The sequence below is a fragment of the Ignavibacteriota bacterium genome, assembly GCA_013285405.1.
GTDB lineage: Bacteria > Bacteroidota > Ignavibacteria > Ignavibacteriales > Ignavibacteriaceae > IGN2.
In genome coordinates this window covers 3,462,289-3,476,080 of record CP053446.1, presented here as the reverse complement: position 1 = coordinate 3,476,080, position 13,792 = coordinate 3,462,289, and the positions used below count along the sequence as shown (strand labels likewise).

Genomic DNA, 13,792 nt, shown 5'->3' with positions numbered 1-13,792 from the left:
GCATTAAAAGTTTCACTGCATTGTAAAATGAAAAATCAGTCCTGAAAGGAGATTCCAAAATCCTTTCCCCATTGTCACTCAAATAATTATCTTTATCTTGCAATGGATAAAAATTTACAAATGCGCAAAATCGGCAACATAGAACTAAACAAAGTAATCCTACTGATTTTTGTTGCTTTGATTTATGCTAATGGTTATGCACAACAGGATACTTTAATCAATTATAATACGACTACTCATCAAATTTTTTATTACCCACTTGTCCCAATTGATACCACAAAAGAATTCGAACAATCAGGTTGGAATTATGGCAATTACCCGGGACGTGATTTTCTTAATCTTGAACCACCTGATAGTACATATAATAACTCTGGATTTACAGACTACATACCACTTCAAAACTTATATAATACAAATAATTATCCATCACGAACGGCAGTAAAACTATATCGGAGCAAAAATGATACTTTATTTCAATTATGTTCAGGTATAATGGTCGCTCCTGAATACGTCCTGACTGCGTGCCATTGTATTGGAAGCTATGATACCAACGGCGTTCTTATTTTTCGTGATAGTATATGGGCTTTCCCAGCATTTGATAACGGAATTGAAAATCCACTATTCGGGAAAAGTATTAGTATTGAATACGTAACATTTAATTCTAATCTGAACATAGGCAATGGATTCTATAAAAAAGATATGGCTTTGATAAAATTAAATGATAGACTTGGAATAAGTACTGGATGGATAGGGATTGCCTTTTCGAATGACGATTCCTTTTTCGAATATAACTTATTTCACAAGATAAGTTACCCGATGACAGTGGACCCGGATGATTCTACAAGAATATTTAATGGTGACACTCTCTACTACAACTATGGAACTCTTGACCTTATACAAGAGAAATGGATAGGCTATAAAATAACTGGAATTCCTGGACAAAGTGGAAGTTCATTATTTTTCACTGACAATACTGGGTCTTATTCATTCGGCACATTGGCTAGGTCGGGAAATTCACGTCACCTACGGATTACACCGGAAATCTACTATCCATTTAAGGATGTAATTCTAGATAGTTTGTCCCATGCTGGAAATGAAAAGGTTTTAGTGGATGACTATTTTTTATCCAATGCCTTCCCAAATCCATTTAATCCTTCAACTAAATTTATTTATGAGATTCCGAGTCAATCACAAGTCCAGATAAAAGTCTTTGATATACTTGGAAGGGAAGTTGGATTGTTAGTGAATATGGAACAACAAAAGGGGCTGTATGAAATAACATTTAATGCGAGTAATTTACCAAGTGGAATATATTTTTGTCGAATGCAGAGCGGTAACTTTATATCAATCAAAAAAATAATTTTATTAAAATAATTAATAAGTTAAAATCAGCCGTTTGAATAGAATCAATTATCACTTACTATAATTCTACTTTTCTCGGTTGGGTTCAATTCATATCTTTACTTTATTGAAAAAATTAATTTAATAAATGTTTAAAATTGGTAACATAGAACTAAACAAAGCTATTCTTCTTGCACCAATGGAAGATGTAACGGATATTTCCTTCCGTTTAGTTTGCAGGGAATTAGGTGCTGATATTGTTTACACAGAATTTGTAAACTCCGAGGGATTGGTACGTTCAAATCAAAAGACTCATGACAAATTAAAAATTATTGAAGAAGAACGACCGGTTGGAATTCAAATTTATGGTGCAAATATTGAATCAATGGTTGGTGCCGCAAAAATTGCAGAAGCGGAAAATCCTGATCTTATTGACATCAATGCAGGTTGCTGGGTAAAAAATGTAGTCGGTTGTGGTGCTGGTTCAGCGTTATTAAAAGATCCTTCATATATGCAGCAGCTTGTTCGAGAAGTAGTTAACTCAACATCGCAGCCAGTTACAGTTAAAACAAGACTTGGCTGGGATGATAATAGTATCCAGATACTTGAAGTAGCAAAAAGAATGGAAGAAGCAGGCGCTGTTGCATTGACAGTTCATTGCAGAACGAGAAAAGCTGGTCATTCAGGAGATGCTGACTGGAGTTGGATTCCGAGAATCAAAGAAGTTGTTAGTTTCCCCGTAATCCTTAATGGAAATGTTTTAACTGCCCAAGATGTGAAAAAAGCATTCGATGAAACAGGCGCTGATGGAGTTATGATTGCAAGAGGAGCGATTGGCAATCCCTGGATATTTAAAGAAGCAAAAGAACTTTTATCAACGGGCAGTATCACAACTGTTGTTGATGAAGAGATGCGAATACGGACGTGTCTAAAACATCTTAAGCTTGCAGTAAAAGTAAAAGGCGAGAAGAGGGGAGTATTAGAACATCGAAAGTTTTATGCTGGTTATCAAAGAGGTATGTACGGAGCTGCACGAATACGATCAGAACTTATGAAACTTACTGAATATACTCCTGTTGAAGATGCGTTACTGAAATATCTTGAATTGCTTAAAACTGAGGTTGAATTTGTCAGTAATTAATTTCAATGTCATCCTGAACTTGTTTCAGGATCTCAATTTTCAAAGTTTAAGATGCTGAAATAAATTCAGCATTGCTAATGAATACAACTGATAAGCACGCCAGGATCATTTCAACAATTTTTGTCCCGCCGTCTTTTACAATTGTTGTTTTTACATTTTTTGCTTTTACACTCGAAACAGAGTTAACTCAAAGACTCATTACTTTTTTAGTTGCGTTACTGTTTGGATTCATCGCTCCGATAATTCTATTCGTTGTATTAAGGAAAAGTAAAAAACTTGCTGATCTGGATGCTTCAATTAAAGAAGAAAGAACTTTACCTTTTGTAATTGGAACCGGATTTTATCTAGTAGGATTGATCATTCTACTTATTTTTAATGTGAATATTATTTCAATAGCTTTTTGGTTTTGTTATATTTCTAATACTATGATTACCATATTGATAAACAAACATTGGAAAATTAGTGCACACGCAATGGGTTCAGCCGGACCGCTCGCAGCTATTACATTTTGTTTAGGACCGCAGATGTTATTTTTTTCATTTATTACATTTCTGGTTGGATGGTCGAGGGTTCAGTTGAAGGTTCATACGATAGCTCAAGTAATCGGAGGAATTCTATTTGCTTTCATCTCAACTTATTTGCAAATGTATTTTATTGTTCGTTTGTTTGAGTAATTAAAATTGGAATATTTATGATCAAATATGAAACAAAAGATGAAATTGGAATTATAACACTCAATCGTCCAGAAAAACGAAATGCACTTCATCCGGATATGATAAGTCAACTAAAATCAAAACTGAATGATTTAGAAAATGACAGTAATGTTAGAGTTTTAATCATCACAGGTGAAGGGAATTCATTTTGTGCAGGTGCTGATCTTGAATACTTAAGCGGATTGCAAAATTTTTCTGTGCTTGAGAACGAGAAAGATTCCAGATCTTTAGCTGAATTATTTCTGAAGATATATAACTTTCCAAAAGTTATAATTGCTGCAGTGAACGGAGCAGCAATTGCAGGTGGTTGTGGTCTGGCATCAGTTTGCGATATTATTGTTGCTGATGAAGAAAATGCCAGATTCGGATATTCAGAAGTAAAAATTGGATTCCTTGCAGCTATAGTTTCAACATTTCTTATCAGAAGAGTGGGTGAAGGACTGGCAAAACAATTGTTGTTAACAGGTGAAGTTATTGATAGCAAGTGTGCGTATGAGATTGGTTTTGTAAACTATATAAATAATAATGCATTAGAACAGGCACTGAATATCGCGTCTAAAATAAAAACTAATTCGCAGCAAAGTATTTTAATGACAAAAAACATGATTGGTAAAGTATCTGGTCTGACAGTTGAAGATGCAGTTGAATATTGCATTGGGCTAAATACCATAAGCCGAACTACTAAAGATTTCCAAAATGGTTTAACAAATTTTCTAATTAAAAAGTAAACATCGTTATGTCATCTGACCTTAAAAAATATATCCGGAGCATACGTGATTTTCCTATCAAAGGAATTATGTTCAGAGATATAACAACTTTGTTAAAGAATCCCACCGCAGTCAAAGATACATTATCACAGCTACTTTCTTCTCTGAAGGGACTGAATATTGATAAAGTAGTTGCAATTGAATCACGTGGATTCATATTCGGAGCTCTGCTTGCGAATGAATTGAATGCAGGTTTCGTTCCTATTAGAAAACCAGGCAAACTTCCTGCTGAAAAAGAATCACAAACTTATCAACTTGAATATGGACTTGATAAAATTGAAATTCACAAAGACGCAATCAATAAGAGTGATAAAGTATTGGTTCACGATGATTTGTTAGCTACAGGAGGAACTGCAGAAGCTGCTTGTGAATTAGTTGAAAAGCTCGGAGGTGAGGTAGTGCAAATTTCATTTATCGTTGAACTGTCTTTTCTGAACGGTCGTGAAAAACTGAGAAAATATAATGTGAACTCTCTGATAATTTATGAAGATGAAAACTAACAGAAAGCAAACATTTGAGAGAAGTTACATTTCTTAAAAAGAATGCTGATAAGTGGAAAGAATTTGAAACTTTTCTTTCATCTAAAGAAAATATTAATCCTGATAAACTTGCAGCACTTTTTATCGAACTTACCGATGACCTTTCTTATTCGAGAACCTTTTTTCCTGAAAGTAAGACTACTCAATACCTGAACTCACTTACTGCGCGTGTTCATCAATCAATTTATAAAAGTAAAAAAGAACGGAAAGAAAGATTTTTTCGCTTCTGGAAGTACGAAGCTCCATTACTTTTCTACAAGCATAGATTGAAAATAGTAATTTCGTTTTCCATATTCTTTATTTCAATGTTGATGGGTGTTGTATCATCAGCAGGTGATTCAGGTTTTGTAAGACTGATAATGGGAGATGGCTATGTAAATATGACTTTGGAAAATATTGATAAAGGGGATCCGATGGCTATTTACAAACAGATGAATGGTGTAGATATGTTTCTTGGAATTACATTTAATAACATTCGTGTATCATTTATCGCTTTTGTTTATGGAATTCTGATTTCATTTGGAACGGGATGGGTATTGATGTCAAATGGAATTATGCTTGGAGCATTTCAATACTTCTTTCATATTCATAATTTATTGTTCGAATCGATTCTTGTTATCTGGATACACGGTACACTTGAAATTTCTGCAATCATTATTGCAGGTGCTGCAGGATTAGTTTTGGGTAATAGTATTCTATTTCCGGGAACATATTCAAGAAGACAATCTTTCATAATCGGTTCCAAAGAAGGTTTAAAAATAATCGTAAGCCTTGTGCCTATTTTCATCACCGCTGGTTTTCTGGAATCTTTTGTAACAAGATTTACTGGAATGCCAATTTATTTAAGTTTAACAATAATTATCAGTTCAGCTATTTTCGTTATCTGGTATTTTGTCATTTATCCATACAGAATTTTTCATAACCTAATAAGTAAAAATGCAGCAAAGTAAAATTGAATTCAGAAAAGTAAGAGATTTTGGTGGAATACTTAACGTAACATTCGAGTATATAAAAATAAATTTTAAACTTTTGGTGAAAGCAAATCTGTTCATCAGTGCACCATCCTTATTGCTGGCGGGAGTCTTTATGGGAATTTACCAGTCATCAATGTTCAGCTTATCCGCTGATTCAACTCTTGAATTAATTGGTATTCCATTCGTAATCTCGATGTTTTTTACATTTATTTCTTATCTGCTGATTACAGTCGTTACATATTCTCATCTCATAAATTATAAAAATTCTGATAATGGTATTTTCAATCTTGAAGATGTATGGCGTGTGGTTAAACAAAATTTCCTACCAGTTACACTTACGATTATCGGGTATATAATATTTATTGTTCTGGGATTTGTCTTTCTAATAATTCCGGGTATATATCTGTCAATTGCTATGTCAATAATATTTATAGTTAGACTGGAAGAAAATTTAAGTTTCTTTGATGCAGTTCGTCGCTGCACAAAATTAATTTCCGGTCACTGGTGGTTTACTTTCGGAGTTTTATTTGTTGTAAGTATGATTCAAGGATTTCTCACATACGCTCTTTATATGCCGAGTTATTTTGTTATGATATTTGTGAGCTTTACAGGAATTAATTCCGAATCGAGTGGACTGGAAAGATTTCTTTACATATTAACGGCTATTATTTCCTCGTTTGCTGTCTTGTTATATATGATAAGTATCATAGCAACTACATTTCAATATTACAATCTTGTTGAACGAAAAGAAGCACCCGGACTTTTGGAACAAATTGATCAGATAAAGTAATGCAGATTATTCGAATAATATTATTGACGATTCTCTTCACTTTCAGTGTATTTCAACTTAACTATGCACAGAAAGCTGCTTCGGCAATTAATTCGGATTATACATTTTATTCTGATACAACAAAAAAAATTCAATCAACAAAAGATGATAGTCTTGTTATTCAACTCAAAGCTTTGCCTGAAGGATTTATAAATAAATACAAAAACGATCCTGATTTTAATTACGATGGTACACCTGAACCAGCAGACGATTGGATAACAAAAATCAGCAACTGGATCAATCAACAGTTGATTCTCATGAGTAATTCCAAAACATTCTCTATAATTTTAGATTATCTTTATTATGGCTTAATGATAATTGCTTTACTCCTGATTATTCGGGGATTAATTAAAGCCGATCGTCGTGGCTTATTATTTGGTAAAGTAAATACTAATCAGATAAAAATGAATGAAGATGATGAAGACATAAGTCAAATGAATTTTGATGAACTTATTTCAGCAGCAATTGCAAGTAAACAATTTAAACTTGCAATTCGTTACATGTATCTAAAATCACTCAATCTGCTTTCTGAAAAAGGATTGATTGAATTAAAAAATAATAAGACCAACTATCAGTATTTATCCGAAATCAGGAATGAACAGATTGCAACAGCATTCCGGAATACAACTTCACTTTTCGAATGGATTTGGTATGGCGATTTTCCAGTTGATGAACAGACTGTTAATTCTTCTCAGAAAGATTTCAAGAAATTATATTCCGTTATTGCTGCATGATGAGTAAGAAGAATATAAAATTTCTGATTCCTATACTTATAACTTTAGGTTTACTTACTTTTATAAAAATTCTTGAACCCGAAGAAATAGACTGGGACAGAAGTTTTGCGCGAAAAGATAAAATTCCTTATGGTGGATTTATCATCGTTGATGCTGCTGACGAGTTGTTCACTGATTCTGAAATAATTATAAAAGAACTACCTGTTTACAATATTTTAAAAGACAAGTTCATATACAACACCAATTATGTTTTTATAAATTCTTATTTTTCTCCTGATCGTCTTGATACTGAGTATCTTCTTAATTTTGCATCGGAAGGTAATAATGTTTTCATTTCTGCATTTGGCATTTTGGGTCCGCTATCAGATTCATTGAAAATAAAAACTTACGATACTTTTTTTATTGACGATTCTACAAGAATAAATTTTACTTCACCGGAACTTAAAACTGAAGCAGGATATTTGTATTCTGAAGGTAATTTCCAAAATTATTTCAGTGAATATGATACAGCTTTAGTTCAGATTCTTGGAAATAATGCTTCAGGAAATGCTAACTTCATTAGAATCAAATATGGAATAGGTAATATATTTCTGAACACAGTTCCGCTTGCATTCACAAATTACTATCTGCTGAACTTTGATAATAATGATTATATAAGTAAAGTTTTATCTCATCTTCCATCTCAAACAACTTATTGGGACGATTATTACAAAGATGGAAATAAATACAACGCTTCTGCATTACAGTACATCGTTTCACAAACTTCTTTGCGATGGGCTTACTACTTAATGCTGGTTTCTATTGTGCTATTCATTTTATTTTATGGCAGAAGGAAACAGCGGATAATTCCGGTAATTAAACCGTTAAGTAACACGACGCTTGAATTCGTTGAAACGGTGGGGAATTTGTATTATCAGCAAAAGGATTATAAAAATATTGCAGATAAAAAGATCATTTATTTTCTTGACCACATCAGGAACAAATATTTTATCCGAACAAGTTCATTTGACAATGAAACACTCAAAAAAATTGCAGAGAAGTCATCTATTCCTGAAACAATTATAAAATCAGTGTTTAAAGAAATTGAGAATATTACTGCAAGTCAAAAAGTTACTGAACAAGAATTAATTAATCTTAATCAACGAATTGAAACATTCTACGAAAGAACAAAATAATGGAAGAAACTAACTTTACACCTCGAACGGATCTGACCGAACTTAAAGAATCTGTTGACCGGGTAAGAACAGAAGTAAAAAAAATAATTGTCGGACAGGAAAACATAATTGATTTGATGATCGCTGCAGTTTTAGCTGATGGTCACATTTTGATTGAAGGTGTACCGGGAATTGCAAAAACACTTCTTGCAAAAATAATTGCAAAAACAATTTCGGCTGATTTTTCGCGAATTCAATTCACTCCTGATTTAATGCCTTCTGACATTTTAGGAACTTCTGTATTCAATATTAAAACTTCAGAATTTGAATTTAATCGTGGACCAATCTTTTCGAATATTATCCTGATTGATGAGATAAATAGAGCCCCTGCTAAAACACAATCTGCATTATTTGAATCAATGGAAGAGCGTCAGGTTACAATAGATGGAAAAACTTATAAAATGGAATCTCCGTTTACAGTTTTTGCAACACAAAACCCTATCGAGCATGAAGGAACTTATAAATTACCAGAGGCTCAGCTTGATAGATTTTTATTTAAAGTTCAAATGGATTATCCTCTTGAGCATCAGGAAGTAAAAATTCTTCTCGATCTGCACAGCAGAAAAAACATCAACGATCTGAACCTGATTCAACCGGTTTTTACTCGGGATAAGCTGCAACAATTGCGTGAAAAAGTTCGAACCGCTCACCTTGATGAAAAAGTTGCTGGATATATAACCCGCGTAGTTAATAAAACACGTAACAATAGTGATCTGTATCTTGGTGGATCACCCAGAGCTTCAATATCTATTATGATCGGCGCAAAAGCAGTCGCAGCTATGAATGGCAGAGACTTTGTAACTCCGGATGATGTTAAAATGGTTGTTTATCCTGCGTTACGCCACAGGATTATTTTAACTCCTGAAAAAGAAATGGAAGGGAAGACCCCGGATGATATTATCAAGACAATTCTTGAAAGAGCCGAGGTTCCAAGATAGTGAAGGTTTTAAAAAGCTTCTATCTTTCTGCAAGATTTTTTATTATCGTTTCATTTCTGGTGATACTTTTTGTGTCTTCATATTTTCAGCCTCAATTGCTGGTGATAACAAATCTATTATTTGCGGCGCTTATTTTCCTTTTAATATCAGATGCAGTGATTCTGTACAGTAATAAGAACGGCATTCATTCTTATCGTTCCGTACCTAAACGCTTATCCAATGGTGATGATAATGAGATTAAAATTATTATTGAAAATAAATATCCATTCAAAATTAGTTGCGAGCTGATTGATGAGATTCCTTTTGAATTTCAAATAAGAGATCTTCTATTCAAGATAAAAGTTGATTCGGCTGTCACAAAAGTTTTTAATTATACTTTACGACCTGTTAAGCGCGGTGAATATAATTTCGGGAGTACAAACGTTTATGTATCGTCTCCAATTGGATTCGTGACTAGAAGATACAGATTTGAAGGAAGTAGATTAGTCCCTGTTTATCCGTCTTATCTGCAAATGAAAAAATATGAGCTTATGGCAATTTCAGACAGATTAACAGAAGCTGGTGTAAAACGAATTCGCAGAATTGGTCATTCGATGGAGTTTGATCACATAAAGGATTATGTCAGAGGAGATGATTTCAGAACTATTAACTGGAAAGCAACTGCAAGAAAATCAAGATTGATGGTCAATCATTTTGATGATGAAAAATCACAACAGGTTTACAGTGTAATCGATATTGGAAGAGTAATGAAAATGCCTTTCGAAGGATTAAGCTTGCTGGATTATGCAATAAATTCTTCGTTGGTGATATCAAGTATTGCAATGCTCAAACAGGATAAAGCAGGGATTGTTACTTTTTCTAATAAAGTCAGTAAAATACTTCCCGCAGATCGGCAAGCCAGGCAGATGGAAAATATTCTCGAACTTTTATATAATCAAAAAACAGATTTTCTTGAATCAGACTTTGAAATTCTTACTTCTGCGATTTTAAAAAAAGTTACTCATCGAAGCCTGATATTATTATACACAAACTTTGAAAGTTTAAACGCTCTTCAAAGACAACTACCTTACTTAAGACGACTCGCACAAACGCACCTGGCAATTATTATCTTTTTCATTAACACTGAACTTTTCTCTTTAATAGATAAAGCTGCAGAAAATGTTGAGGAGATATATCATAAAACTATAGCTGAAAAATTTGCTTTCGAGAAACGATTAATTGTTAAAGAATTAGCAAGATACAGCATTCAATCAATTCTAACGACTCCGCAGAATCTCTCTGTAAATACAATAAATAAATATCTCGAATTAAAATCACGAGGATTGATTTAAAAATAATATGTCAACTATCGAAATTCAGACAACTCAAAATGTGAACATCGAGTATCCTGTAGCAAATATTGGAGACAGAGTTGTTGCAGCAATTATAGATTCGTTGATAATGTTAGGTTATTTTATCAGCATAATATTTCTTTACATCTGGATTTTGGATTTAACTGAAGGTTCGGGACTATATTTTCCGGTTGCGTATTTCATAATATTATTTTTGCCGGTCTTTTTTTATCATCTATTGTGCGAAACATTTCTGAATGGACAATCCTTCGGAAAAAAAATAATGAAAATGCGAGTAGTTAAACTTGATGGAACACAAGCAGGAATCGGCAGTTACTTTTTAAGATGGATATTAACTCTGATTGATTATTCATTTTTTGGCGCTGTTGGAATAATTACACTTATGATGAATGGAAAGGGACAACGATTGGGTGATCTTGCTGCAAATACCACAGTGGTAAAACTAAAAGCAGAAACTAAACTTGATGATACTATTTTAACCGCAACTCCGGTTAACTATGATGTGAAATTTCCACAGGTAAGTGCTTTAACCGATAAAGACATTGCAATAATCAAATCGGTGTTGGATATGAACTATAAAAATCCTGATATTTATTTGTATAATCAGATGCTACAAAAAACTAAAGCGGCTGTTGAAAACAAAACTGGAATAACTTCAACTTTACATCCTTTAACATTCCTGGATACAGTGCTGAAAGATTATAATTATTTGTTGAGTGAGTAAAAAGGGGAGTGGTCAGTGCTTCCAACTTTTGTTTGCTATTACAATTACAAACTCGCCTTTTATTGTTTTCTCATTTAGCTTTTCTTTTAACTCTGGAGGATAACCCCGCCAGGTTTCTTCAAACTTTTTTGTTAACTCACGGCAGACCACTACATATCTTTCAGGAAAATATTCAACAAGTTCATCAATCAGTTTATCAATTCTATGAGAAGATTCATAAAGCACGATGGTTCTTTCTTCTTTTGTTAGTTCATCGAGCTTTTTTTGTCTTCCTTTTTTTTGAGGAAGAAATCCTTCGAATACAAAAGAATCTGTTGGCAGACCGCTAATCGTAAGTGCGGCAATCAAAGCTGTTGCTCCGGGAACAGATATAACTTCGATTCCATTTTTTATCGCTTCTGAAACTAATCTGATTCCTGGATCTGAAATTGCTGGAGTTCCAGAATCTGAAACGAGCGCATAGCTCTGTCCATTGCGAAGCCGCTCGATTATCATAGGAATTTTTTTAGTCTCACTGACAGCATTAAATGAAATAAGCTGCTTAATGATATTATATTGTTTAGTTAATACTGAAGTGACCCGAGTATCTTCGCACAAAATAAAGTCAACTTCGTTCAATGTCTCAATTGCGCGAAGCGTAATATCCTTAAGATTACCAATAGGTGTACTAACTATGTGAAGTTTACCGGTCATATAATCAAGTCTCTCTCTGCATTTAATTCAGCGTTTTAGTAATGATTGATTTTGATGCCCGACAGATTTTTAACCTGCTTGTATCAGAACTTGTGAGAGATATTCTCAATAAGTTCAATTTCTCTGTACAAATCTATAAAATATTTCGCAACAATTTGCTTTAAAACAGAAGCGGCTCCGTTCCGGAGCCGTTTCTGGCAAGTAGTTAATCCTATTTAATTATTTAGACAACATAATTTTAAGCACTTTCTCAATCACCTGCAAGCCTTCTTCCAGCTCATCATCTGTTATATTAAGCATCGGTCTGAACCGTATTGATTTAACCCCGCAACCGAGAATAAGCAATTTTTCTTTTTCAGATCTCATCCTAAAATCATCTCTGAGTTCTTTGTTAGGAAAGTCAAATGAACACAGAAGACCTAAACCTCTGGTATTGCTAATTAAATTAGGGTAGTTGGATTGAATCTCAAAAAGCCTTTTCAATAAGTAGTTACCTCTTTGTGATGAATTATCAATGAGCTCCTCTTCCTTCATTATGTTCAGGATATATTTGGAGCGAACCATATCGACAAGATTTCCGCCCCAGGTTGAGTTAATTCTTCCGGAAACATTAAAACAATTATCCGTAATTTCATCTATTCTCTCAGATACCATAATACCACATTGCTGTGATTTTTTTCCGAAAGCAATAATGTCTGGTTTTACAAAATGTTCAAACGCCCAGAATTTTCCGGTTATTCCAAAGCCAGTCTGAACTTCATCAAACATCAATATAATTTCATTTTCCAGTGTGAGATTTCTTAGTTCTGTAAAAAATTCTTTTCTGAAAAAATTATCGCCACCTTCACACTGGATTGGTTCAAGAATCAGGACAGCAATATCATCCCGATTATTTTTGATTGCATCTTTGATTTCATTTAGTGCCTGTGTTTCAATTTTTTTTATTTGTTCCAGATGTTGCTCTATAGGAAAAGTAACTTTTGGATTGATAACTCGGGGCCATTCAAACTTAGGGAAGTACTTAATTTTATTTTCATCTGTATTAGTCAATGACATTGTATATCCGCTTCTACCATGAAAAGCCTCTTTGAAATGGATTACTTTTTGTCCTCTTTCTTCTTTGTAACCTTTTTGTAAATTTTTTCTAACTTTCCAATCGAAGGCTACTTTCAATCCATTTTCAACGGCTAAAGCTCCACCATCAATAAAAAACAAATGTTTCATATAATCAGGTTTTGCAACTTTTCCGAAAGTATCAACAAACTCAGCCATCTGTGTTGTATATATGTCAGAATTTGATGGTCTGTTAACAGCAGCTAATCCGAGTGATTCGACAACTTCCGTAGAATTAAGTTTGGGATGATTCATTCCAAGCGGGTTTGATGCAAAGAAAGTGAAGAAATCTATATACTCATCACCATTTCGTTCATCAACTATTTTAGTTCGATAACTATTCTTTAAATCTAAGATTAATTGAAATCCATCAGCAAGCATATACTTCCCGATTGTTTCGCGAACTTTTTCAGCAGGGTTTATTATTTCTGTGATCATGCAGTCACCTCTAATTTAAAATGAAAAAAATATTAAAAGAATTATGCAACAGGTTTTTATTCTGTTGATGACGAATGGAACAGAATTAAAAAACTGATTCGTAGGCAGACACAAAGTAACTTCTGTGTCTAAGAGAGAATAATGTTAAAATCGTATGTAATTGAAATTTTTTCATTTTTGAATTTGCCTGTACAAAAATAGCTATGTTGATGAGAATATTCAATCTAAAATTGCTTTGATATAAGCCAGATTCTCCGATAAAATCTAATAAAATTTTGATTT

The 13,792-nt window shown here is 33.4% G+C and carries 14 protein-coding genes; 12 read left to right on the top strand and 2 right to left on the bottom strand.

Features of this window, described 5'->3' with window-relative positions; genetic code table 11:
- The first annotated feature begins 102 nt into the window (after positions 1-102).
- The 12 genes from HND39_15315 to HND39_15260 all read left to right on the top strand — a co-directional run bounded on the left by HND39_15315 (position 103) and on the right by HND39_15260 (position 11,266).
- Positions 103-1,374, top strand: a complete 1,272-nt coding sequence (locus tag HND39_15315) for a T9SS type A sorting domain-containing protein (GenBank protein QKJ97537.1) — start codon at positions 103-105, stop codon at positions 1,372-1,374.
- A 115-nt stretch (positions 1,375-1,489) separates the two neighbouring features.
- Complete coding sequence (gene dusB, locus HND39_15310; GenBank protein QKJ97536.1) at positions 1,490-2,482, top strand: tRNA dihydrouridine synthase DusB; 993 nt, start codon at positions 1,490-1,492, stop codon at positions 2,480-2,482.
- Between the two features lie 77 nt (positions 2,483-2,559).
- Positions 2,560-3,156: a phosphatase PAP2 family protein gene (locus tag HND39_15305; protein ID QKJ97535.1), complete on the top strand. Its 597-nt coding sequence runs from the start codon at positions 2,560-2,562 to the stop codon at positions 3,154-3,156.
- 17 nt (positions 3,157-3,173) lie between these two features.
- On the top strand, positions 3,174-3,923 hold the full coding sequence (locus HND39_15300; GenBank protein QKJ97534.1) for an enoyl-CoA hydratase/isomerase family protein: 750 nt from the start codon (positions 3,174-3,176) through the stop codon (positions 3,921-3,923).
- Between the two features lie 8 nt (positions 3,924-3,931).
- A complete protein-coding gene (locus HND39_15295; GenBank protein ID QKJ97533.1) occupies positions 3,932-4,462 on the top strand; it encodes an adenine phosphoribosyltransferase in 531 nt (176 codons plus the stop codon).
- 14 nt (positions 4,463-4,476) lie between these two features.
- The gene (locus HND39_15290) at positions 4,477-5,451 is read left to right on the top strand and encodes a stage II sporulation protein M (GenBank protein QKJ97532.1); all 975 of its coding nucleotides are present in this window, start codon (positions 4,477-4,479) and stop codon (positions 5,449-5,451) included.
- The gene (locus HND39_15285; protein ID QKJ97531.1) at positions 5,438-6,265 is read left to right on the top strand and encodes a hypothetical protein; all 828 of its coding nucleotides are present in this window, start codon (positions 5,438-5,440) and stop codon (positions 6,263-6,265) included. The genes HND39_15290 and HND39_15285 overlap by 14 nt, the downstream gene beginning before the upstream one ends.
- Positions 6,265-7,038 (top strand): DUF4129 domain-containing protein, encoded by a 774-nt coding sequence (locus HND39_15280; GenBank protein ID QKJ97530.1) that lies wholly within the window; start codon positions 6,265-6,267, stop codon positions 7,036-7,038. Before HND39_15285 ends, HND39_15280 begins: the two co-directional genes overlap by 1 nt.
- Positions 7,038-8,213, top strand: coding sequence for a hypothetical protein (locus tag HND39_15275; protein ID QKJ97529.1), 1,176 nt, complete (start codon positions 7,038-7,040; stop codon positions 8,211-8,213). Before HND39_15280 ends, HND39_15275 begins: the two co-directional genes overlap by 1 nt.
- Complete coding sequence (locus HND39_15270) at positions 8,213-9,190, top strand: MoxR family ATPase (GenBank protein ID QKJ97528.1); 978 nt, start codon at positions 8,213-8,215, stop codon at positions 9,188-9,190. The genes HND39_15275 and HND39_15270 overlap by 1 nt, the downstream gene beginning before the upstream one ends.
- Complete coding sequence (locus HND39_15265; protein ID QKJ97527.1) at positions 9,190-10,521, top strand: DUF58 domain-containing protein; 1,332 nt, start codon at positions 9,190-9,192, stop codon at positions 10,519-10,521. The genes HND39_15270 and HND39_15265 overlap by 1 nt, the downstream gene beginning before the upstream one ends.
- Positions 10,522-10,528: 7 nt before the next feature.
- Positions 10,529-11,266 carry an RDD family protein gene (locus tag HND39_15260; GenBank protein ID QKJ97526.1) on the top strand — a complete coding sequence of 246 codons (738 nt, stop codon included), beginning with the start codon at positions 10,529-10,531 and terminating at the stop codon, positions 11,264-11,266.
- A 12-nt stretch (positions 11,267-11,278) separates the two neighbouring features.
- On the opposite strand, the gene rsmI is transcribed toward HND39_15260, so the two are convergent.
- Together rsmI and HND39_15250 are read right to left on the bottom strand one after the other, a co-directional pair.
- Positions 11,279-11,959, bottom strand: coding sequence for a 16S rRNA (cytidine(1402)-2'-O)-methyltransferase (gene rsmI, locus HND39_15255; protein ID QKJ97525.1), 681 nt, complete (start codon positions 11,957-11,959; stop codon positions 11,279-11,281).
- Between the two features lie 219 nt (positions 11,960-12,178).
- Positions 12,179-13,510, bottom strand: a complete 1,332-nt coding sequence (locus HND39_15250) for an L-lysine 6-transaminase (protein ID QKJ97524.1) — start codon at positions 13,508-13,510, stop codon at positions 12,179-12,181.
- Positions 13,511-13,792 lie beyond the last annotated feature (282 nt).